This window comes from Klebsiella sp. HMSC25G12 (assembly GCF_001807705.1).
Taxonomy (GTDB): Bacteria; Pseudomonadota; Gammaproteobacteria; order Enterobacterales; family Enterobacteriaceae; genus Klebsiella; species Klebsiella variicola.
In genome coordinates this window covers 1-22,227 of the sequence record NZ_KV789922.1, presented here as the reverse complement: position 1 = coordinate 22,227, position 22,227 = coordinate 1, and the positions used below count along the sequence as shown (strand labels likewise).

Genomic DNA, 22,227 nt, shown 5'->3' with positions numbered 1-22,227 from the left:
ATAAGTGAATGATAACAATATGAAAAAAATCGCAATCCGTGGTTCCGCCTATGCGGTCGGTCAGCAGCTTGGCGCGTTTGGTCGTGAGGCCTGGCATACTAAAATCAGGCAAACAGCGCTGTGGCAAACCGTAACCGCCCTGAAAACGGCGGAGCAAACCCAGCGCATGCGCGCAGCCGTCCAGGCTCAGTGGCCGCAGATCTGGCAGGAGCTGGAGGGCATGGCGGAGGGGCTGCAGGCGCCGGTGGATGAGGTGTTTGCCTGGAACTGTCGCGGCGATCTGGTGCGTTCGACGTCGGATGGCTGCACTACCCTGGCGGGGATAAGCGCTGAGGGCGAGTTAATTATTGCGCACAACGAAGACGGTTTCCCGCAGCTGCGCGGTGACTGCGCCATCGTCCACGTGACACCGGATGTGGGCCTCGCCTTCACCAGCTTCGCCTACCCCGGCTCCCTGTGCGGGCACACCTTCGCGGTGAATGAGAAGGGGATAGTCAATACGGTCAACAATATTCGTGCCGTGCATCGCCCCGAGGGGATGCCGCGCCAGATACTGGCCCGCGCATCGCTGAATGCCACCACGTTAGATGAGGCCATTACCCTGCTGACCGCGACACCGCGCGCGGGCGCGTTTCACCACACGCTGGGTCAAATGGGCGATAGCCGTCTGTTTAGCGTGGAAGCTACCGGCTCCGGCAGCTCAGTGCGCGAGCTGACCGCCACCTTTGGGCATGCCAACCATCTGATCCATCCCCAGCTTGCGACCATTGAACAGATCGTGACCGGGAGCTCCGGCTCACGCCAGCAGCGCCTGGACGCGTGGCTGGCGACAACCCCATCGCTGGATGGGGTGACAGCGAAAGCGATGCTCTCCGACCAGCATGATCCGCTGTTACCGATTTACCGGCTGTCTGCGGAAGATCCGGATGACGAAAATACGCTGGCGACGGCCATTTTTACCCTGAGCGCGACCCGGGTCGCATGGCAGGTCTTCACCCTGGATCGTGAAAACGTGGTTTTGCAGGGCAGCCTTTAGCCGACTGAGGGCGTTTTCAGCAGGGCGATCAGCAGCGTACTGCACGCCATGATCCCCGCCGCCAGCCACACCATGCCTGACAAGCCCGCAGTGGCGATCAGCTGGCCGCCGACAAGCGCCCCGGTGCCGATGGCGGCATTAAAAATAGCCACGTAAATGGCTGACGCCGGCTGGGCGACCGCGCCTGCGCTGCGCAGCAGCCAGGTCTGTAAGCCGACAAACACGATCGCGATACCGGCGCCCCACAGGGCTAACAGCAGCCCGCTAAAACAGAAAGGCAGGAGCGCAAGCCGTCCGGTGCCGAGGAGCGCCAGCGCGCCCCCGCTCAGCAGCAGTGAAGCAAAAATCAGCCCCTTCAGATGACGGTCGATAAGCTTACCCGCGATAACGTTACCCACCAGCCCGGAAACCCCTGACAACAGCAGCAGACCGGAGAGAGCGGTCGCCGGTACTCCCTGCAGTGTTATCAGCAGCGGTTCAACGTAGGTGAAGGCGGCAAAGTGAGCGGTAATGATGCAGGCCGTGGCGCCATACAGGCCGCAGAGCAGCGGATTACGGAAGATATCGCGATAAACACCCAGCCTGACGGGGGTGGACGCGGCCAGCGCGGGCAGCGTCGAGCATAGCACTGCCGCTGCGGCCAGTGACAGCAGGGCCACCGCCAAAAACGCGTGTCGCCAGCCCGCCAGGGTGGCGATAAAGCTCGCCAGCGGTACCCCCACTACGCTTGCCGCCGACACGCCGCCAAAAATGATTGCCGTAGCCAGCCCCAGCCGGTGTGGCGGGACCAGCTGCGCGGCGACGATGCCAATTAAGGCCCAGAAGGCGCCATGCGCCAGGGCGCCAATCATGCGGGCGCTCATCAGGGCGAACATGGAATAAGACCGGGTCGCGGCGAGGCAGGAAAGCGCCAGGGTCAGCATCAGCCCGACCAGCAGCGCCTTGCGTGAAATACGCGCCGGCATCGCGCCGGAAAGCAGGGCCGCCAGGGCGCCCACCCAGCCGTAGGCGGTGACGGCAAGCCCCATACCGGATTCCGTCTGGTGAAAATCCGCCGCCAGGGCGCTGAGCATGCCCACCGGCGCCAGTTCGCTGGTGACGATCGAAAAGGCGCAGATCCCGAGCGCAATGACGGCTATCCAGACGCGCGCCGGGGTTGGGTTAAGGGGTAAAGCAATCTCTTTCATGTCAGGCGTATCCTAAGAGGGGGGAAGCCGCGCATGGTGCACGGACGTTCAGGTGAGGAGAGAACCGGCGATCGGATGGCCAGTTTGTCTCCGCGAGTGGCGTGCAGTATCATCCCTGCGAAAACGATAAAAAAGAGCAGAAAACGGAGAACCGTTTTCCATAATTGGAAAGTAGATGACAGCAGAGTTTAACTGGGATGATGCGCGCATCTTCCTCGCCATCGCCCGGGCGGGAACGCTAAGCGGCGCCGCCGACAAGATGAACATGGGGATTGCCACGGTGTCCCGCAGGCTGGATCGGCTGGAACAGTCGCTGAAAGTCCCGCTTTTCAGCCGCCATCAGAGCGGCTATCGCCTGACCGACGATGGCGAAGCCCTGCTCGCGCGGGCGGAGGCGCTGGAATACGCAGGCCTGGCGTTCGGCGAGGCGGCGCAACTGCAGGGGCATGTCGCCGGGGTTGTCCGCCTGGCTACCTCGGACAACCTGGCCACGCATTTTATTCTGCCCTCCCTGAAAGGGCTCCTGGACCACTATCCTGACCTGCGGGTGGAGGTGCTGAGCGGCGTGCAGCCGGTGAACCTGCACCGTCGGGATGCCGATCTGGCGATCCGCATGGTCAAGCCTGACGCCGGGCATTTGACCTTAAAGCGGCTGGGGACGGTGGGGTTTGGCGTCTATGGCGCCGCCAGCTATCTGGCCGGCGCGGACGGCCTGTCGCTGAGCGAGGCGGACTTTGTGGGGTGGCCGGAGACTCACCAGCACCTGCCGGCCGCCCAATGGATCACGCGCACCCTACGAGGGCGACCGTGTAAAGTCGAAGCCAATACGCTCGTGGCCCAGGTTTCCGCGGTATCAGCGGGGCTTGGGCTGGGCGTCCTGCCGCACTTTATGGCGCGGGCCAACGGGCTGCAGTGCCTGTTGCCGGAGATCGGCGCGGATCAGACGTTATGGTTAGTGATGCATTCCGACCTGGCCGGGTCCAGACGCGTGCGGGTTATCGCCGACCATCTCATCACCCTCTTTGCGGACCATCAAGACCGGCTGGCGTTGCCCTGACGCTAACGCTCAGGGGATCACCCGCGCCGTTCTCAGCTGCGAAAACAGGCTGAAAAACATCTCGTCTGTGGCCTGCATCCGCTGGAAGCCAGCCCGGCGCAGTTTACTGCCATCGCCAAACATATCGTACTGCCAGCCGAACACGAAATCGGCAAACTGACCGTCGCTCAGACGCAGAATGTCCGCTTCCACCAGCCGCTCTCCGGCCAGCTCGCGCCAGACGGCACGGTAGTCATTGAATAGCTGATGAAATGAGAGCCTGACGGGCGGGGCGCATTCCAGTTCAAACCACTGCGCGATGCGCGGCCACAGCTCGCACCAGCGCCAGATATCACCATTATTGACGTTGAAGGCCTCGTTTTCCCCCGCCGGTGAGGTGGCGGCCCACAGCGTGGCCTCCGCCAGCAGGTCGGCGTCAGTATGATCGACAATGCTGTGCCAGGTGGTTAACGTGCCGGGAAAGCGCAGCGGTAAACCCAGGGCTTTGCACAGTGACGCATACAGCGCGATGCTCAACGCAAGATTCATGGCATTACCCGGCACCGGGCTGCCCACCATGCCGGGCCTGATAGCGCTCCAGTGCCAGGTTTTGCCTTGTTGAAAGTGGCGGAGCCACGCAAGTTGAGCGGCGTTAAATTCAGCCCCGGGTACGCCGGGGTCGCTTTCCCGCGCCGGGGTTTTAAAGGGGCCAAGATGGGCGCCATACACTTTATACCCCTGCATCAGGCTGACCGCCTGCAGCGGGGCGTTTTGTTCGACGTGGCTGACCAGATTACGCAGCATGCTAACGTTCGGCTCCACCATCTCGCTCCAGTTTCCGGCATTCATCCAGGCACTGTAAAAAATGTGGGTCACGGTGGACAGCGGCTGGAGCGCTTGCGCACTGTGCCGGGCATCGCGTAAATCGACGTGAATCATCGGGATCGCCCCCGGTTGCGACAGGGCGCGGTGGCTGAGGCCGATAACCTCCCATCCACGATGTAACAGGGTGTTGACCAGCTGGCGGCCAACGATGCCGCTGCTGCCAGCGACCAGTGCGACCTGAGAGGATGTCTTGTTCATGGTGTTTCTCCTGGGAAGGTGACCGACACAGTGTGCTAGATTATTTTTTTGCCACCTATCCCATGAAACGGATGACACTTATCAGCAGAATCATGAAATGAATAATAAGCTCACCGCCATCGCCACCTTTCTGCGCGTTGCCGAAGCCGGCTCATTTTCCGCAGCCGCCCGGCAGCTCGGGATGAAGCAATCTGCCGTCAGTCAGCAGATCGCCGCGCTCGAACAGGAGCTTGGCGTGGTGTTACTCCATCGTACGACGCGGGCCATGATGCTTACCGAGCAGGGGGGGCATTACCGGCGTGATATGCAGCGGGTGCTGAACGCCATGCAGGAGGCGGAAAGGCGGCTCAACCCGGCGGAGCCTCAGTTTCAGGGACGAGTGCATGTCCAGCTGCCAAGCGGTCTCGGCAGTCTTCTGCTGCCGCATCTGCTGGCGCTGCAGAAACAGTATCCTGAACTGCACCTGATGCTGTCGCTCGACGATCGGATCGCCGATCTGGTTACCGAAGGGGTGGATGTGGCGCTGCGTCTCGGCCATGAGCCGCCGCCATCCCATGCTGCGCGGGTTCTGGCGCGGATTGAAACGGCGCTCTTTGCGGCACCAGGTCATTACGCCGTCCAGTCCGTGGACGACCTGGCGGAGTATCCACACGTTCGGTTTAGCGGCATCCCGCTTGATGCTCCGCTGCGGATAATTTCCGCAGACGAGACGAGAGACGTGCAGGTTAAGACCGTTTTTCGGGCCAACACCAGCGATGCGCTGTTGCAGGCGCTGGAATCCGGTATCGGCATCGGAGGGATGCAGCGACCGCTGGCGGCCAGGGCCCTCAGGGCTGGAAGGCTGGTGCCGATCCTGGCTGACTGGCGATTACCGGACCGTTTCCTGTATGCCGTCTATCCCGATGCCCGTTTTATTCCGCCGCGGGTCAGAAGCGTGATCGCCTTGATTGAGGCGCGACTGCCTGAGCTCGCTGTGGGGAGCTGAGGGTAAGGCGCTCCCCCATTCAGAACCGTGCGCGGTATCGTGCCGCTCCCCTGCAGGTGGTTTCTGATGTTAAGGTGAGACGTTTATCACCACAGGAGAACGCAAATGATTGTCAGGACCTGGCACGGCTGTGTGCCATTGCAACATGCCGAGGGGTTTGCCCGCCACCTTGAGCAGACCGGCGTGGATCACGCCCGGGGTATCCCCGGTAACAGAGGCGCGCTGGTGCGCCAGGAAAACCAGGGCGAATGGGCGCATTTTTTTCTCGCCACCTACTGGCAGGATCTTGCGGCGGTCAAAGCCTTCGCAGGCGAAGACTATCACGTCGCGGTCACTTATCCGGACGACGACGCATTCGAACTCCTCTCCGACCCCTACGTGTTTCAGCATGAAGTTGAGGCCGTGTCGCCACTGTAGGCTGATGACCGGGCAGGTGTAAGATCGGCCAGCAACAGACGGTTGCTGGCCGCGTGAGAGCGACGTCTACCTTGTATGGGCAGCCAGCCGCCGCTGGGTGAACGTGGCATGACGGGAACACTCAGCGCGTGAGGGCCGCGACAATGGAGGCCTCCATTTTCTCCGGCGTCGTCAACGGCGCAAAACGCGCGAGGGGTGTGCCGTCGCGAGCGATGAGGAACTTGGTGAAATTCCACTTGATCCGTCCGCCGAGCACGCCGGGCAACGCTTGTTTCAGATAACGAAACAGCGGGTGTGCGGCGGGGCCGTTGACGTCCACTTTCTCAAACATCGGGAAGCTCACGCCGTAGTTAACGTGACAGGTCTGCTCGATTTCATCCGCACCGCCGGGTTCCTGCTTACCAAACTGGTTGCACGGGAAACCAAGCACTACCAGCCCCTGAGCCGCGTACTTTTTGTAGAGCGCTTCCAGGCCAGCGTATTGCGGTGTGAAGCCACAATGGCTGGCCGTATTCACCACCAGAACCACCTTGCCAGCATAGTCAGACATTGAGAGGGGCTGGCCGCGCAGGCGGGTAGCCGTCAATTGATAAAAAGGGGTCATAGCAGGCTCCTGAGAGTAGAAACAGTTCAACGCTGACGATCGCGCGAATGTTTGAAGCAGATTAGGCAGTTATGATACACAGGGTTAGGGATTTGTACCTGGAGTGTTAAAAAAACGCCAGATGTCATAGAGAAAATCGCAAACAGGAACGGCTGAAAATGATGAAATATGTCTTATCGCTGGTGGTGGTAGCGATACTCGCAGGATGTACCAGCACGCCAAACTTGCCGCCTCGGGATACCATTGTGGCGATGAAACCCACAGAGTCCGGTATTGTCGCCAGCTCAGCGAAATACAGTTACCGCTTTGTCCGTGACGGTGTGCCTCAGGAATATCAGCGTTATAAGACCTTTTATGAACGCTTTCATCAACAGGCTTCCGGCGTGCGGGTTAACTTTGTCGTGGAACAACATGAGGTGACGGCGGAATATCTGGTGGTGATGGATCAGCGCAAACTGGATGCCGGGCAGCATAGCGAGCTGGTGAATCAGTATCATGCGGTGCAAATTGATAACGATCGCCTCGGGGTGTTGTTTAAAGCGACAGGATTTTGGACTGCATCGGACGCGTCAGATCTGGCCGCCGCCTACCAGTTAGCGCACCCCGTTGTGGTATCAATCAATGATAAGACCAAAACGATTAGCTCGCTTGGCGCCGTCGCCATGGCCCCGTTGTTTCCATTTTACATGATGTATGGATGTGCCATCGGGCCTTGTGTCTGAGGAAAACAGCCAGCAAGTCACTCGACTCACTGGCTGAGTATTTAATTAAGCTTCACTTTTAGATGACTGCTTGTGAAACAGTTCGCGGAATACCGGGTAGATATCTTCCTGGTCGCGGATATGCTGCATGGCGAAATTATCAAAGGTCGCCTGCAGATGTTCATACTCGCGCCACAGGGTTTGATGCGCCCGGCGGGTAATTTCGATGTAGCTGTAATAACGCACCACCGGCAGGATTTTCTTCGCCAGCAGTTCGTGGCACAGCGGGGAGTCATCGGCCCAGTTGTCGCCATCCGACGCCTGGGCGGCGTAGATGTTCCACTGCGCCGGGTCATAACGGGCCTGCACCACTTCATCCATCAGCTTCAGGGCGCTGGAGACGATGGTGCCGCCGGTTTCCTGAGAATAGAAAAATTCGTGTTCATCCACCTCTTTTGCCTGGGTATGGTGGCGGATATAGACCACATCGACGTTTTTATAGGTCCGGCTGAGGAACAGATACAGCAGGATATAAAAGCGCTTGGCCATGTCTTTGGTGGCCTGGTCCATCGAGCCTGAGACGTCCATCAGGCAGAACATCACTGCCTGGCTGGAGGGCTCCGGCCGTTTTTCATAATTTTTGTAGCGCAAGTCAAAGGTGTCGATAAACGGCACCCGTTCAATTTTGGCGCGCAGCTCAGCAATCTCTTTGCGCAGGCGTTCCTCCTCCAGCAGCTGCACCGGTTCGCTGCGGCTGATGGTCTCCAGATCCTCCTCCAGGGCGCGCAGTTCACGGCGCTTGCCAGCGGTCATCGCCGTACGCCGGGCCAGCGAGTTCTGCAGCGAACGCACCACGCTGATGTTGGCTGGCACCCCATTCGAGGTAAAGCCCGCGCGATGGGTTTTAAACTCGTTCAACTGCCGGTGCTGATTCTTCTTCAGGTTCGGCAGGGCGAGATCTTCAAATAACAGATCCAGGTACTCATCTTTCGAAATCTGGAAGACAAACTCATCCTTCCCTTCGCCGTCGGCGCTGGCTTGCCCCTGACCGCCGCCACCGCCGCCGCCACCGCCCTGCGGGCGCTCAATCCGGTCGTTTTGCACAAAATGATCGTTGCCCGGGTGGACGCGGTTGCGCAGGCCGCCGCGACCCTGATGAAACATCGGCTCGTTGATATCGTCCGTCGGGATCGAGACGGATTCTCCGCTCTCAATATCGGTGACCGAGCGCTTGTTGATAGCCTCGGAAATCGACTGTTTAATCTGCGCCTTATAACGGCGCAAAAAGCGCTGGCGATTGACGGCGCTTTTGTTTTTCCCGTTCAGGCGTCGGTCTATGAACCAGGTCATATGCCCTCCTGTACTGCATTAGCCAACTTTGCTTATCATCATTCAGCTGCAGTTGACCCGGCGGCGTGCCGCCGGGCTTGACGCATCAGGACGATTTACGAACCCGCAGGTACCACTCGCAGAGCAGGCGAACCTGTTTGCGGGTGTAGCCTTTTTCCATCATGCGGTCGACAAAGTCGTCGTGTTTTTTCTGCTCATCGGTTGATGTTTTGGCATTAAACGAAATGACCGGCAACAGCTCCTCGGTATTAGAGAACATTTTCTTCTCGATAACCGTGCGCAGTTTCTCGTAGCTGGTCCAGTTCGGATTACGTCCGCTGTTGTTGGCTCTGGCGCGCAGCACAAAGTTGACGATTTCGTTACGGAAGTCTTTCGGGTTGCTGATCCCGGCCGGCTTCTCAATTTTCTCCAGCTCAGCATTCAACGACTCACGGTCAAACAGCTGACCGGTGTCCGGATCGCGATACTCCTGATCCTGGATCCAGAAGTCGGCGTAGGTGACATAGCGATCGAAAATGTTCTGCCCGTACTCGGAGTAGGATTCCAGATAAGCGGTCTGGATCTCTTTGCCGATAAACTCGGCGTATTTCGGGATCAGATAGCCTTTGAGGAATTCCAGGTAGCGCTCGGCGTTCTCCTGTGGGAACTGTTCGCGCTCAATCTGCTGCTCCAGGACATAGAACAGATGCACCGGGTTGGCGGCCACCTCGACATGGTCGAAGTTAAACACCCGTGACAGGATCTTAAAGGCAAAGCGGGTGGAGAGCCCGTTCATCCCTTCATCCACCCCGGCGTAATCGCGATACTCCTGATAGGATTTCGCTTTCGGGTCGGTATCTTTCAGGCTTTCGCCATCATAGACCCGCATTTTCGAGTAGATGCTTGAGTTTTCCGGCTCTTTCAGGCGCGACAGAATCGAGAAGCGCGCCAACGTTTCCAGGGTGCCCGGGGCGCACGGCGCGTGGGTCAGCTCGCTGCTGTTGAGCAATTTTTCATAGATGCGGATCTCTTCGGAGATACGCAGGCAATAAGGCACCTTGACGATATAGACGCGGTCGAGGAAGGCCTCATTGTTCTTGTTATTACGGAAGGTCACCCATTCCGATTCGTTGGAGTGGGCGAGGATTATCCCGTTAAACGGCAGGGCAGAGATCCCTTCGGTCCCGTTGTAGTTCCCTTCCTGGGTGGCGGTTAGCAGCGGATGTAGCACCTTAATCGGCGCTTTAAACATCTCGACGAATTCCATAATCCCCTGGTTGGCACGGCACAACGCACCGGAGTAGCCATAAGCGTCCGGGTCGTTTTGCGCATAGTGTTCCAGTTTACGGATATCCACTTTACCCACCAGCGCCGAAATATCCTGGTTGTTTTCATCACCGGGTTCGGTTTTGGCGATGGCGACCTGCTCAAGAATCGATGGCCAGACTTTGACCACGCGGAATTTAGTAATATCGCCGCCAAACTCGTGCAGGCGCTTGGCCGCCCACGGCGACATGATGGTGCCGAGGTAGCGGGTGGGCACGCCATACTCTTTCTGAAGGATCTGGGCATCCTCCTGCGGATTAAACAGGCACAGCGGGTGATCGTTGACCGGGCTACGCTCGCCGTTGGCGCTCAGCACATAGATGGGCACGCGCTGCATCAACGCTTTCAGCCGTTCAGCCAGCGACGATTTACCACCGCCCACCGGCCCCAGCAGATAGAGGATCTGTTTCTTCTCTTCCAGCCCCTGGGCGGCATGCTTGAGATAGGAAACGATCTGCTCAATGGCGTCTTCCATACCGTAAAACTCTTCAAAGGCCGGATAGCGTGCGATGACCCGGTTTGAAAAGAGACGGGATAGCCGCGGCTCGAGAGCCGTATCAACCATGACGGGTTCACCAATGGCCATCAACAGACGTTCTGCCGCATTGGCATAGGCACTGCGATCTTGCCGGCAGATGGTAAGAAACTCCTGCAGTGTGAACTCTTCGTCCTTGGCAGCTTCATAGCGCTGGCGATAGTGATCGAATATATTCATGGCATGCCGTCCTTTCGTTTTTTAGCACAGGTTGAGAGCCGTTCATATGAGTAGTGGGGGCCCCCGGAAGACATAAGCTGAACGTCGCTCTCCAGATATCCAGCAACCCTTATGCCAGGTTGCGGGTGGAGTAGCGTGAATGTGCCCTGCAATTACACCTTCTAAATTTAAGCGTAGATGCATTTAGAAATCTTGCATGCCGCAGAAAATCAATTTCAATGACATATCAATAACTCATCCTGAAAATGACGCTTTTTGACACGCCAGGACGCGAAGCTGTCACCGGGCTGTCACCTCATGGTAAGAGAAGGGTGGGAAAGTGAACGATTTGTGTCATGTCGGGTAAAGAATTTGAGGCATGAGGCCTACGACGGTAAACTGCACGGGCTGATAATTTGACAACGGGAATATGGATTGTGACTAAAATCAAACTTCTGGCACTCGGCGTGCTGATTGCGACGTCCGCCAGCGCGGCGCATGCCGACGGGAAGTTCACTCTTGGGCCTGGCGTAGGCATCGTCGAGCATCCGTATAAGCAATATGATGCGGATGTCTACCCGGTGCCGGTCATTAGTTATGAGAGCGATAACTTCTGGTTCCACGGTCTGGGCGGGGGCTACTACCTGTGGAACGACACCAACGATAAGCTGTCAATAACGGCCTACTGGTCGCCGATGTACTTCAAGCCGGGCGACAGCGACAGCGCGCAAATGCGTCAACTGGATAAACGTAAATCGACCGTGATGGCCGGTCTGTCTTATGTCCACAACACGCCCTATGGTTTCCTGCGCACGACGATTGCAGGCGATACGCTGGATAACAGTAATGGTATCAACTGGGATCTCGCCTGGCTGTACCGCTACACCAATGGTAACCTGACGCTGACGCCGGGCATTGGCGTGGAGTGGAACAGCGACAATCAGAACGAATACTACTATGGTGTCTCGCAGCATGAGTCCCGTCGCAGCGGCATGCGCAGCTACGATCCGGACAGCAGCTGGAACCCGTATCTGGAGTTGTCGGCTAACTATCGCTTCCTCGGCGACTGGAGCGTATACGGCATTGCACGCTATACCCGTCTGTCGGATGAAATTACCGACAGCCCGATGGTGGACAAATCCTGGAGCGGCCTGATCTCAACCGGGATCACCTACACCTTCTGATTGTGCATCATTACAGTGCGCTTTATGCATCAAAACAGGGCTTCACGCCCTGTTTTGCTTTATGGTGGTGCAGAAAGCTAAAGAGGAGGAGACGGTGAAAAAAACAGTACGCTTTGGCGAGCAGGCGGCGGTTCCGGCCATCGGGCTGGGCACCTGGTATATGGGCGAAAATGCGGCGCAGCGTCAGCAGGAAGTGGCTGCACTGCGCGCGGGCATCGACCACGGACTGACGGTGATCGATACGGCGGAAATGTATGCCGACGGTGGGGCGGAAGAGGTCGTCGGGCAGGCGATCCGCGGCCTGCGCGATCGCGTGGTGCTGGTGTCCAAAGTCTATCCCTGGCACGCCGGCGGAACGGCGATGCGCCGCGCCTGTGAAAACAGCCTGCGCCGGCTGCAGACCGACTATCTCGATATGTATCTCCTGCACTGGCGCGGGGATATCCCACTGCAGGAGACGGTCGAGGCGATGGAGAGGCTGGTGGCCGAGGGCAAGATCCGCCGCTGGGGCGTCTCTAATCTGGACACCGACGATATGCAGGCGCTGTGGCGGACGGCGGGTGGCGAACGCTGCGCGACCAACCAGGTGCTCTATCATCTCGCATCGCGGGGCATTGAATACGATCTCCTGCCCTGGTGCCAGCAGCACACTCTGCCGGTGATGGCCTACTGCCCGCTGGCGCAGGCGGGGCGCTTACGCGATGGACTTTTTCAGCATACCGATATCATTAATATGGCTAACGCGCGGGGGGTGACAGTCGCGCAGCTGCTGCTCGCCTGGGTGATTCGTCATCCGGGAGTGCTGGCGATCCCGAAAGCGGCCAGTATTGAGCATGTGGTGCAGAATGCTGCCGCGCTCGATATCGTCCTCAGTGCGGAAGAGCTCGCGCAGCTGGATCGCCTCTATCCACCACCGCAGCGAAAAACCCGGCTGGATATGGTTTAATCAGCACCTCAGCCAGCGGAGAAAAAAGCCCCGTCGGGAACGGGGCTTTTTGCTGTTAGCGTTTTTTCAGGCTGATGGTCTGCGCCAGGCGAGAGGGGGTCTCTTCGCTGGCTTTCTGCGGCTGGGTCACGCAACAGGTTTCGACGCAAACGAAGGTTTTGTAACCATCGTCCGGCATGTCGCCCATGCTGACGGACAACGCCGGGCCCGGGTTCCAGGCCACCACGTTGTGCTGATGATGATGCACGACGTCGATAGTGCGGTTAAGCGCATCGTCATGGATCACGCTGCAGCTGTCAGCGTTAAGGTAGACGCGGTCGGTGCGGTCCGGGAAGGTCTGCACGCCGTTGCTCAGGACGCCTTCTTCGGCATTCTTCACTTTATCGATATAGCGCTCGCCAAGACCACTCACTTTCACCGCTGCGATATCGCCGACGTTGAAGTAGGTATGCAGGGCAGAGGTGGTCTCGAATTCACCGTGGGCTTCCAGCTCGATTTCGCAGGTTTTGCCCAGCTTGAAGCGGGCATAGAGGGTGAATTCGTGCGGCCAGAGCTTCATGGTTTCGGCGCTGTGCTGGAGCGCAAAGGTCAACATGACGCCGCTGTCGTCTTCGTCATGACCTTCCAGGGTCCATGGCAGATTGCGGGCAAAGCCGTGCGACGGCAGACCCTGCTGCGCGGAAGGGCCAAACCAGGGCCAGCAAATCGGCACGCCGCCGCGCAGGGCGACGCCCTGTTTAAATGGGGTGTTGTTGCTCAGCCACAAGACTTCTTCTTCACCGGCGGGTTTCCAGGAGAGCAGGTGCGCTCCCTGCAGCGCCACAGAGGCTTTCACCTGCGGATGGTCGATGACAATCAGCTCCAGGTCGTCCAGCTGGCGACGGGAGATCACGGGAGAAATGGTTTCATTCACCGGGAGAGCAAAAATTTTATTTATCATTGTGCAATCCTATCTCTGCAGACAAAAAAAAGAGCGACCGAAGTCGCTCTTACAGATTACTTTTTCATCTCAACTTATTTGGAGATGTGAGCAATCAGGTCCAGAACTTTGTTGGAGTAGCCAGTTTCGTTGTCGTACCAGGAAACCAGTTTCACGAAGTTGTCGTTCAGTGCGATACCTGCTTTAGCATCGAACACGGAAGTGCAAACTTCGCCGTTGAAGTCGGTAGAAACAACGTCGTCTTCGGTGTAACCCAGAACGCCTTTCATTGCGCCTTCAGAAGCGGCTTTGATGGCTTTCTTGATTTCTTCGTAGGACGCTGCTTTTTCCAGACGAACGGTCAGGTCAACAACGGATACGTTCGGAGTCGGAACGCGGAACGCCATACCGGTCAGTTTGCCGTTCAGTTCTGGCAGTACTTTACCTACTGCTTTAGCAGCACCGGTAGAGGACGGGATGATGTTCTGAGCTGCGCCGCGGCCGCCGCGCCAGTCTTTGTGAGACGGGCCATCAACGGTTTTCTGAGTCGCGGTGGTCGCGTGGACGGTGGTCATCAGGCCTTCAACGATACCGAAGTTGTCGTTGATAACTTTAGCCAGCGGTGCCAGGCAGTTGGTGGTGCAGGAAGCGTTGGAAACGATGTCCTGGCCAGCGTAAGTTTCGAAGTTAGCGCCGCGAACGAACATCGGGGTGTTGTCTTTGGACGGGCCAGTCAGAACGACTTTTTTCGCGCCAGCGGTGATGTGTTTACGAGCGGTTTCGTCGGTCAGGAAGATACCGGTTGCTTCAGCAACAACGTCAACACCAACTTCGTCCCACTTCAGGTTAGCCGGGTCACGTTCAGCGGTAACACGGATTTTTTTACCGTTAACGACCAGATGACCGTCTTTCACTTCAACGGTACCGTCGAAACGACCGTGAGTGGAGTCATACTTCAGCATGTAAGCCATGTACTCTGCGTCTAACAGGTCGTTGATTGCAACGATCTCGATGTCAGAACGTTTCTGAGCAGCACGGAAAACAATGCGACCGATACGGCCAAAACCGTTGATACCTACTTTGATAGTCATATATTCCACCAGCTATTTGTTAGTGAATAAAAGGTTGCCTGTAAAATTACAAAAACCTTACGCAGCGTCAAGCGGAATCGTGTCAATCATTGCGACAAATCAATCCTGAGCACACCTTGCGCGATTGATTTGCCTCACTCTCCCTTTGAGCCCAATTCCATATGGGGGCTGCGCGCGGAATTTTAAAGGGCATTTAAGATAAAAACGTGATTTAAGTCACAATTATCTGGCTGCCTGTTGGCACCGCATAAGTTTAGAACAAAAGTGCACGCTTCATTGTTAATGTTTTGTTAGAATTGGAGCGAAAGTTGTCCATTGCAAAGCGAGATGTAAGCCCATGGCGAATAAACCCTCCCCGGAAGAGCTGAAAAACGGCTTAAGCGAAATGCAGTTTTACGTGACGCAGCATCACGGCACCGAACCGCCTTTCACCGGACGGCTGCTGCACAACAAGAAAAATGGCGTGTATCACTGCCTGGTGTGCGATGCGCCGCTGTTTAACTCCCAAACCAAATACGACTCCGGTTGCGGCTGGCCGAGCTTCTATGAGCCGGTGAGCGATGAGGCCATTCGCTATCTGACCGACAATTCGCACGGCATGCAGCGCATTGAAATCCGTTGTGGAAATTGTGACGCCCATCTCGGCCACGTATTTCCGGATGGCCCACAGCCGACCGGCGAGCGCTATTGTGTGAATTCGGCGTCGCTGAGCTTCACTGATGAGCAGAATGGCGAGCAGATTAAGGGTTGAAGAAACGATTCAGCAAATTATTCCAAGCGGAGTGGAGCGGAAGATGGATATTGAGCAAATTATCGACAGTATGACGCCGGAAGTTTACCAGCGTCTGGCGACGGCGGTGGAGCTGGGAAAATGGCCGGATGGCGTGGCGCTGACGCCGGAGCAAAAGGAAAATAGCCTGCAGCTGGTGATGCTGTGGCAGGCCCGGTATAACACCGAAGCCCAGCACATGACCATCGACACCCGCGGGCAGATGGTGATGAAGAGTAAACAGCAGCTGAAGGAAGATTTCGGCATCGTGCCAAAGCCGATCGCCACCGTTAAGCTGCAATAAAGCGCCAGCCGGCGGCGCGTGGTTCCGGCGTCGGGGTCACCCCGCGCCGGACAGCATCAGCGTGAACGACCGCGCGTAGCGGCCAGATCGGCATGCTTACTTTTTGTTCATCATCGCTTTCAGATCGGCAAACGGGTTGTAGGTGGCCTCACCGACGCTCTTTTGCGCATCTTCGCCCGCCACCACCGTGGAGCCATACTGATCGGCTTCGGTGTACTTGGAATGTTCGTGATCGTGACAATACAGGCACAACATCTCCCAGTTACTCCCATCTTCCGGGTTATTGGAGTGGTCGTGATCGATGTGGTGCACCGTCAGTTCGCGTAGATTTGAATAGACAAACTCCCGTGAGCAGCGTCCGCACACCCAGGGAAAAAGCTTGAGCGCCTTTTCGCGGTAACCCACTTCCAGACGCGCGTAATTTTTGGGGATATAGGCCATGGCCCCCTGCCTCCTGTCAAACGGTTAAGCTGCGCCAGCGCGTGGCGCAGCGGATAACAGGCATCATAACCTATCCCGGGCTGCGCGATATACCTGCATTGCAGGCGATGTTGTCTGCGTCACGCAGCCCGAGGGGAAGGGGCGTGACTAGTGTTTGATCCCCAGCGATTCCGCCAGCTGACGGGCCAGCTGATTCTGGTCATCGGCGCCATATTCCCAGAACATGGCCCCGGCGAGGCCCTTCGCCTTGATATAGTCCGCCTTAATGGCCACCGATCGCGGGTTCTCATACGACAGGGCGAACAGCGGCTTGCCCTCCGCGGACTGCACTGACAGCCACGGAACCTTCGCTTCATCGTCCCAGTGCTCGGTAAAACGTTTTTGCGGATCGTTGAGCAGTTTGCCCACGATATCGTTGTATTTTACGTAGGTGTCTTTGCTCAGGTCATAACCCAGTGAGGCAAACAGCGCGACCTCCTGTGGCCCAAAATAGGGCTGGGTGACCGGATTGTTTTGCGCATCCGCTTTCGTCCAGTCAATCCCCGGTTCAACTGCCCGTTTCGGTACCCGGCCATAAAAACCAATCCCGAGGTTCATCTGGCTGGGTTTAAGCCCGGCGGCCAGGTAATTGTTGACCACAAAATCGGCGCTGTATTTATCCGCCGCGGCGACCGTTGGCCAGTGGCTGGAGTCATACAGGTTCGAGTTGAAGTACTGCGTGCCGTAGGCCATGTCGTAGGTCATCAGGTTGATGTAGTCGAGCGATGGCGCAATCGCTTTAACGTCCACCCAACTTTTCGGACTTTCTGCGTTAGCCCCCACGGCAATAGTCACCAGTTTCCTGGTACCAAACGCTGCGCGCAGCTCTTTTAACAGCGCGGTAAAGTTATCGCGATCGGCCGGTTGGCTAGCAACCAGCCCCCAGGCGCCGTTGACCGGAAACTCCCAGTCGAGGTCAATCCCATCCAGACCATATTTTTCAACAATATCCTGCGCAGACTGAATAAACACCTTACGGGTTTCTTTGCTTGCCGCCGCGCCGGAGAAACCGCGCGCCCCCCAGCCGCCGACCGACAGCAGGACCTTGAGGTCCGGGTTCTGTTTACGCAGGGCCGGGAGCTTTTGCAGATCCGCCTGCACCTTCGGCGACAGCCAGATCTCGTGCAGATGAGCAGGATCCTTCAGGGCCGCATTAGTCTCGTCTTTTTCATCGTTATAGATAAGACCAAACGAGTAGTTGAGATGGGTGATCTGCCGGACGTCCAGCTTATCGATATCGCCGCCGGGCCCGGCAGTGACGTCGCCGCCGCCGTTAAAATAGCCGACGGACATCAGGGGTTGGGCAGAGAGCGCGGAAGCGCAAAGCAAGGGCAAGGCTGCCAGCAAGGGCAAACGTTTCATAGTGGTTCCTCTTTGACATAAAAAATAACCACGCCACGGAAATGGCGTGGCGAAAAAACAGCCTTGCCAGACTACCAGCAATAACCTGTTGAAACTGCGAGAGAGTTCAATTTATGGACGATAGCGAGGCGGCAGAAGAAGACCCGGCGCGAGGGCGCCGGGGGGAGGGATCAGGCCTGAGATTCCCGCCAGTCATCGAGGGTATACAGCGTGGCGCCCGCGGCGGCCATCTCCATAAACGCCTGGCTGCTGTCCTGCGGCTGCAGGTTAACGCCGCGACAGCCGTCGATGATGACATTGACCGTATAGCCCAGCGCCAGGGCATCCAGCACGGTGAATTTGACGCAGTAATCGGTGGCGAGGCCGAGGACGGTCAGTTCCACGATGCCCTGGCCGCGCAGCCAGCCGTCCAGTTCAGTTTTCTGCCGGTGACCGTTGTCAAAAAAAGCGCTGTAGCTGTCAATGACCCGGTTTTGCCCCTTATGGAACACGGCGTTGATCGCCTGCTGTTTGAGCAGCGGATGCAGCGCCGCGCCTTCGCTGTGCTGTACGCAGTGATCCGGCCAGAAGGTCTGCGCCAGGCCGTCGAGTTCGCCCTGGGTGTAGGGTTCCACCTGGTGCTGGCTGGCGAAGCTGCCGTGATCCGCCGGGTGCCAGTCCTGGCTGGCGACGATGGGCTCGCCGCGCGCCAGGCTCCAGTCGATAAGCGCATTAGCCACCTCGACGGTACTGTCGCCTTCAGGAACCGCCAGCGCGCCGCCGGCGCAAAAGTCGTTCTGCAAATCAACCAGTAACAGCGCTCGATGTGCCATACGTCCTCCTTAAGCCTCGTCGGGGGTGAGTTCGCCACGCAGATTTTGCTGCATCGCCGCGCGAATGGCGTCAACATCCAGCTGCTGGCTAAGCAGATAGTGTAGCTTGGTCAGCGTCGCTTCCACCGTCATATCGAAACCACTGATGACCCCCGCCTGGGCGAGGGCGTTGCCGGTGGCATAGCCGCCCATGTTCACTTTCCCGGACATGCATTGCGTCAGATTGACCACCACAATACCGCGCTGGCTGGCTTCCGCCAGCACCTGAATAAACTCGCCATTCTGTGGGGCATTGCCGACGCCATAGGAGCGGAGGATCAGCGCTTTCACCGGCTGGCGCAGGAAATTGCGTACCACGTCGGCGGAGATGCCGGGGTAAATCGTCACCACGCCAATCGGCTGCGGGGTGATGGGGTGCACGATAAGCTCTCCGCGGCCCTGCGGCGCCGGCGGGGTACCGAGACGGCGAATATGGATCCCGGCTTCCAGCAGCGGCGCGAGGTTTGGCGAGGCGAAAGCGTCGAAGCCGTCGGCGTGGGCTTTAGTGGTGCGGTTGCCGCGAAACAGTCGATTGTTGAAGAACAGCGCCACTTCGTTAATCGGATAGTTGGCGGCGACGTAGAGGGCGTTGAGCAGGTTAATCTGACCATCAGAACGCAGCTCGGCCAGCGGGATTTGTGACCCTGTCACAATGACCGGCTTGCCAAGGTTTTCCAGCATGAACGACAGCGCCGAAGCGGTAAACGCCATGGTGTCGGTACCATGGAGGATCACAAAGCCATCATACTCATCGTAATGGCTGCGGATATCGTCGGCGATGTGCTGCCAGTCCTCAGGGGTCATATCGGATGAATCCATCAGCGGATGGTATTCATGGATCGTGAAGTCCGGCATCTCCGGACGATGGAACTCAGGCATCAGCGCCAGCTGACGCTGCAGATGGCCGGAAACGGGGACATAGCCGTGTTCAGAGCGCTGCATACCGATGGTCCCACCGGTGTAGGCAACGTAAATCGATTTTTTTTGCATAGCATCGCTTAGGTTGGTCGTAGACAGGCGCAGTATAAAGAGACGCGGGAAAAAATACAGTGTCGGTCGCTGGCTTTGTGGCGGCGCTGGCAGGTGCGGGAAAAAGGCTGCCCCGGGAGACGGGGCAGCCGCTGCGTACTAACGGATGTTGGCGCAGGTCAGGCAGAAGGCATAGCGGTTCTGCGGGTCGTTAAACGCCGCCAGCTTGTCGCTCTCCGCTTTCACCGTCTCGGCCGCCGCGGCGACCGGTGCAGGCAGCCAGGCCTGAATGGCCGCCGGCAGCGAGGCGCGTACCGAGCCGGTCAGGCTATCCAGCACCATCGAGAAGAAGGTCGGCTCTTCCTGATAGTAGTTGAGGTGCCAGGTTTTCAGCTTCGCCAGCTCGGCGGCTTTAGCCACCGCATCGTCGAAGTCGCCGAGGCTGTCGACCAGGCCGTTGGCTTTGGCATCTTCCCCGGTCCAGACGTGTCCCTGGGCAATCTGGTCGATTTTCTCCGGCGTGCTCTTACGGGCGTTAGCCACCAGGGTGATAAAGCGCTGATAGCCATTCTCAATGCTCAACTGCATCAGCTGCTGCACTTCCGGCGGCAGCGCTTTGGTGCTGGAGACATCCGCCAGCGGCGACGTGGCGACGCCGTCGGTATGGACGCCAATCGACCCGAGGGTATTTTCCACGGTGTTGATTACGCCAAAGATGCCGATGGATCCGGTGAGGGTGCTCGGGTTCGCGACGATGTAATCCGCTGGGGTGGAGATCCAGTAGCCGCCAGATGCAGCCATGCCGCCCATCGAGACCACTACCGGTTTACCGGCGGCTTTGGCTGCAGCCAGCTCTTCACGGATAATTTCTGAGGCGGTCACGCTACCGCCCGGGCTGTTAACGCGCAGAACGATGGCCTTAATTTTCGGGTCGAGGCGCGCATCGCGAATTTGCGCCGCCGTGGTATCGCCACCAACGTTGCCCGGGGTCTCCTCGCCATCCATGATGGCGCCGTTGGCAAAGATCACCGCAATGGCGGAACCTTCGTCAGACGGTGTCTTCACGTTGTAGTCGTAATAGCTGATCGCCCGGTAATTGTTATCCGTTTTGCTCCAGCCAAACTGTTTGGTCAGCGCCTTTTCCACTTCCGTGGAGGTCGCCAGCTCATCCACCAGCTTATTGTCCAGCGCATATTTTGCCGTATCGCCGCCCACTTTACGCAGGCCATCGATAATGCCCTGGGCGCCCGGGAAGAGCTGCTGGGCGGTGATCTGGCGGTTGGCGGCAATGGTGTTGAGGTAGTTCTGCCACAGTTCGCCAATCCAGCGGCTGTCCGCCTCGCGGGCGGCAGGGGACATATCATCGCGAATGAAAGGCTCGACGGCGGATTTATAGGTGCCGACGCGGAAGACATGGGTGGAGACCTTCAGCTTATCCAGCAGTGATTTGTAGTACAGCCCATTGGTGGCGAAGCCGTGCAGGTCAACCTCGCCCTGTGGTGAGAGCCAGATTTTGTTGGCAAAGCTCGCCAGGTAGTACTGGCCCTGGCTGTAGCTGCTGCCGACGGCATAGACCGGTTTGCCGCTGTCGCGGAACTCACGCAGCGCTTTACCGATGTACTGCATGGACGGCTGATCGCCGCCAACGAAGTTTTTCAGATCCAGCACAATACCGGTGATATTGCGGTCATCTTTCGCCTGGCGAATGGTCTGCACGATATCGAACAGAGAGTTCTCCTGCAGACGGTCCGAGCTGGCGCCAAACAGCTGGCGGCCAATTACGCCGAGCTTGCTGCTGGCGGAAGGTTTATCCACCACCACGCCGGTAATATCCAGCAACAGCGCGCCGCGCGCGGCATGTTCGCTGGTAGTGGTGCTGAACTGGCTCCAGATACCGATACACACCAGCACCAGCACCAGGAAGATCGCATTCAGAGCCAGTTTGCGAATAAAGTTGAGTATCCGCCACGTCCATTTAAAAAAGCTGGCAATCAGTCGCCAAAGGGTTCGCATGTCTTCTCCCTAACGTTATCTAAAAAGGGCAGGCCGCAGGGGCCGCCGCGTCTGGCTATCCTAAAGAGTGAGCCGTCGGTTGTCAGCAGGAATCACCGACCACGCTGTAACAAAATCCTTGTGCATGTTAATTTTATGAAAAATGACATCACAGGAGTTATACAGATGGATGCTCTCGATCTACTGCTTAATCGCCGGAGCGCTTCTCGCCTGGCGGAACCTGCCCCGGCTGGCGAACAGCTGGAAAACATTCTGCGCGCCGGGCTGCGCGCCCCGGATCATGGCACCCTGCAGCCGTGGCGCTTTTTTATTATCGCCGATGACGGCCGCGAGCGCTTCAGCCAGCTGCTGGAAAAAGGGGCCGCAGAGGCCGGCCAGGATGAGAAGGGAATAGAGAAAGCCCGCAATGCGCCGTTCCGCGCGCCGCTGATCATTACCGTAGTCGCGCGCTGTGAAGACCACCCGAAGGTGCCGCGCTGGGAGCAGGAGATGTCCGCTGGCTGTGCGGTGATGGCGATGCAGATGGCGGCCCTGGCCCAGGGATTCAATGGCATCTGGCGCAGCGGAGCATTGACCGAGAGCCCGGTGGTGCGGGCCGGCTTCGCGTGCCGCGAGCAGGATAAAATTGTCGGCTTCCTCTATCTGGGGACGCCGCAGCTAAAAGCCTCAACCACCATTGCCCTGCCGGATACCGCGCCGTTTGTGACGCGCTTCTGAGTCGGTGCTTGTGATGCCGGGTGGCGGCTGGCGCCTTACCCGGCCAACGCATCCGGCTCTGACTGTCTGTAGGCCCGCGCAAGCGCAGCGCCGCCGGGCAAGGACAGCGGGCACGGAGCCGATTTTGTGCCGGGTGGCGGCTCGCGCCTGACCCGGCCTACGTTCGTACGACCTGTCGTTAATTTATTCACTTTTCTTGCTGAAACTGCCGGTGCTGACGGCCT

22 protein-coding genes are annotated in these 22,227 nt (G+C 58.0%); 10 read left to right on the top strand and 12 right to left on the bottom strand.

Translation table 11 applies throughout. The features are described from left to right. Window positions 1-19 precede the first annotated feature (19 nt). Window positions 20-1,036: an acyl-CoA--6-aminopenicillanic acid acyl-transferase gene (locus HMPREF3096_RS24715; RefSeq protein WP_032730092.1), complete on the top strand. Its 1,017-nt coding sequence runs from the start codon at window positions 20-22 to the stop codon at window positions 1,034-1,036. On the opposite strand, the gene HMPREF3096_RS24710 is transcribed toward HMPREF3096_RS24715, so the two are convergent. Next, entirely contained in the window at window positions 1,033-2,223 is a 1,191-nt protein-coding gene (locus HMPREF3096_RS24710; protein WP_032730094.1) for an MFS transporter, read from the bottom strand. The genes HMPREF3096_RS24715 and HMPREF3096_RS24710 overlap by 4 nt on opposite strands. 175 nt (window positions 2,224-2,398) lie before the next feature. Between HMPREF3096_RS24710 and HMPREF3096_RS24705 the strand changes: the two genes are divergently transcribed. Further along, window positions 2,399-3,280 carry a LysR family transcriptional regulator gene (locus HMPREF3096_RS24705; RefSeq protein WP_008807639.1) on the top strand — a complete coding sequence of 294 codons (882 nt, stop codon included), beginning with the start codon at window positions 2,399-2,401 and terminating at the stop codon, window positions 3,278-3,280. A gap of 9 nt (window positions 3,281-3,289) precedes the next feature. Here the strand turns inward: HMPREF3096_RS24705 and HMPREF3096_RS24700 are convergent, their stop codons facing one another. Further along, a complete protein-coding gene (locus HMPREF3096_RS24700; protein ID WP_032730096.1) occupies window positions 3,290-4,342 on the bottom strand; it encodes an SDR family oxidoreductase in 1,053 nt (350 codons plus the stop codon). 97 nt (window positions 4,343-4,439) lie between these two features. On the opposite strand from HMPREF3096_RS24700, the gene HMPREF3096_RS24695 reads away from it, so the two are divergent. Together HMPREF3096_RS24695 and HMPREF3096_RS24690 are read left to right on the top strand one after the other, a co-directional pair. Continuing rightward, complete coding sequence (locus HMPREF3096_RS24695; RefSeq protein WP_032730097.1) at window positions 4,440-5,327, top strand: LysR family transcriptional regulator; 888 nt, start codon at window positions 4,440-4,442, stop codon at window positions 5,325-5,327. 105 nt (window positions 5,328-5,432) lie between these two features. Further along, the gene (locus tag HMPREF3096_RS24690) at window positions 5,433-5,744 is read left to right on the top strand and encodes a hypothetical protein (protein WP_012968478.1); all 312 of its coding nucleotides are present in this window, start codon (window positions 5,433-5,435) and stop codon (window positions 5,742-5,744) included. Between the two features lie 121 nt (window positions 5,745-5,865). On the opposite strand, the gene HMPREF3096_RS24685 is transcribed toward HMPREF3096_RS24690, so the two are convergent. Further along, window positions 5,866-6,348, bottom strand: coding sequence for a glutathione peroxidase (locus HMPREF3096_RS24685; protein WP_012968477.1), 483 nt, complete (start codon window positions 6,346-6,348; stop codon window positions 5,866-5,868). 158 nt (window positions 6,349-6,506) lie between these two features. Here HMPREF3096_RS24685 and HMPREF3096_RS24680 point away from each other — a divergent pair, with 158 nt between their 5' ends. Next, window positions 6,507-7,070: a hypothetical protein gene (locus tag HMPREF3096_RS24680; protein ID WP_008807634.1), complete on the top strand. Its 564-nt coding sequence runs from the start codon at window positions 6,507-6,509 to the stop codon at window positions 7,068-7,070. Between the two features lie 45 nt (window positions 7,071-7,115). Here the strand turns inward: HMPREF3096_RS24680 and HMPREF3096_RS24675 are convergent, their stop codons facing one another. Both HMPREF3096_RS24675 and yeaG read right to left on the bottom strand, forming a co-directional pair. Further along, on the bottom strand, window positions 7,116-8,399 hold the full coding sequence (locus tag HMPREF3096_RS24675; RefSeq protein WP_012968476.1) for a YeaH/YhbH family protein: 1,284 nt from the start codon (window positions 8,397-8,399) through the stop codon (window positions 7,116-7,118). An 85-nt stretch (window positions 8,400-8,484) separates the two neighbouring features. Next, on the bottom strand, window positions 8,485-10,419 hold the full coding sequence (yeaG, locus tag HMPREF3096_RS24670) for a protein kinase YeaG (protein WP_008807632.1): 1,935 nt from the start codon (window positions 10,417-10,419) through the stop codon (window positions 8,485-8,487). Window positions 10,420-10,835: 416 nt separating this feature from the next. Between yeaG and HMPREF3096_RS24665 the strand changes: the two genes are divergently transcribed. Continuing rightward, window positions 10,836-11,582, top strand: a complete 747-nt coding sequence (locus HMPREF3096_RS24665) for a MipA/OmpV family protein (protein ID WP_032730100.1) — start codon at window positions 10,836-10,838, stop codon at window positions 11,580-11,582. Window positions 11,583-11,676: 94 nt separating this feature from the next. After that, window positions 11,677-12,528 carry an aldo/keto reductase gene (locus tag HMPREF3096_RS24660; protein ID WP_198580001.1) on the top strand — a complete coding sequence of 284 codons (852 nt, stop codon included), beginning with the start codon at window positions 11,677-11,679 and terminating at the stop codon, window positions 12,526-12,528. 55 nt (window positions 12,529-12,583) lie between these two features. On the opposite strand, the gene HMPREF3096_RS24655 is transcribed toward HMPREF3096_RS24660, so the two are convergent. Together HMPREF3096_RS24655 and gapA are read right to left on the bottom strand one after the other, a co-directional pair. Beyond that, a complete protein-coding gene (locus HMPREF3096_RS24655; protein ID WP_008807629.1) occupies window positions 12,584-13,468 on the bottom strand; it encodes a D-hexose-6-phosphate mutarotase in 885 nt (294 codons plus the stop codon). Window positions 13,469-13,542: 74 nt separating this feature from the next. After that, window positions 13,543-14,538: a glyceraldehyde-3-phosphate dehydrogenase gene (gene gapA, locus HMPREF3096_RS24650; RefSeq protein WP_008807628.1), complete on the bottom strand. Its 996-nt coding sequence runs from the start codon at window positions 14,536-14,538 to the stop codon at window positions 13,543-13,545. Between the two features lie 337 nt (window positions 14,539-14,875). On the opposite strand from gapA, the gene msrB reads away from it, so the two are divergent. Together msrB and HMPREF3096_RS24640 are read left to right on the top strand one after the other, a co-directional pair. Continuing rightward, window positions 14,876-15,289, top strand: a complete 414-nt coding sequence (gene msrB / locus HMPREF3096_RS24645) for a peptide-methionine (R)-S-oxide reductase MsrB (protein ID WP_008807627.1) — start codon at window positions 14,876-14,878, stop codon at window positions 15,287-15,289. Window positions 15,290-15,332: 43 nt separating this feature from the next. Beyond that, window positions 15,333-15,611 carry a YeaC family protein gene (locus tag HMPREF3096_RS24640; protein WP_012542095.1) on the top strand — a complete coding sequence of 93 codons (279 nt, stop codon included), beginning with the start codon at window positions 15,333-15,335 and terminating at the stop codon, window positions 15,609-15,611. A 96-nt stretch (window positions 15,612-15,707) separates the two neighbouring features. Here the strand turns inward: HMPREF3096_RS24640 and yajD are convergent, their stop codons facing one another. The 5 genes from yajD to sppA form a co-directional block, all read right to left on the bottom strand. Next, window positions 15,708-16,052 (bottom strand): HNH nuclease YajD, encoded by a 345-nt coding sequence (gene yajD, locus HMPREF3096_RS24635; protein WP_002901254.1) that lies wholly within the window; start codon window positions 16,050-16,052, stop codon window positions 15,708-15,710. 147 nt (window positions 16,053-16,199) lie between these two features. After that, complete coding sequence (locus HMPREF3096_RS24630) at window positions 16,200-17,453, bottom strand: chitinase ChiD (RefSeq protein ID WP_032730105.1); 1,254 nt, start codon at window positions 17,451-17,453, stop codon at window positions 16,200-16,202. 170 nt (window positions 17,454-17,623) lie between these two features. After that, window positions 17,624-18,265 (bottom strand): bifunctional nicotinamidase/pyrazinamidase, encoded by a 642-nt coding sequence (gene pncA / locus HMPREF3096_RS24625; RefSeq protein WP_023339980.1) that lies wholly within the window; start codon window positions 18,263-18,265, stop codon window positions 17,624-17,626. Window positions 18,266-18,274: 9 nt separating this feature from the next. Beyond that, window positions 18,275-19,294, bottom strand: a complete 1,020-nt coding sequence (gene ansA, locus HMPREF3096_RS24620; RefSeq protein ID WP_008807624.1) for an asparaginase — start codon at window positions 19,292-19,294, stop codon at window positions 18,275-18,277. A gap of 138 nt (window positions 19,295-19,432) precedes the next feature. Further along, window positions 19,433-21,286 carry a signal peptide peptidase SppA gene (sppA, locus tag HMPREF3096_RS24615; RefSeq protein ID WP_008807623.1) on the bottom strand — a complete coding sequence of 618 codons (1,854 nt, stop codon included), beginning with the start codon at window positions 21,284-21,286 and terminating at the stop codon, window positions 19,433-19,435. 165 nt (window positions 21,287-21,451) lie between these two features. Between sppA and HMPREF3096_RS24610 the strand changes: the two genes are divergently transcribed. Then, window positions 21,452-22,003, top strand: coding sequence for an NAD(P)H nitroreductase (locus tag HMPREF3096_RS24610; protein ID WP_032730107.1), 552 nt, complete (start codon window positions 21,452-21,454; stop codon window positions 22,001-22,003). The last annotated feature ends 224 nt before the right edge of the window (window positions 22,004-22,227 follow it).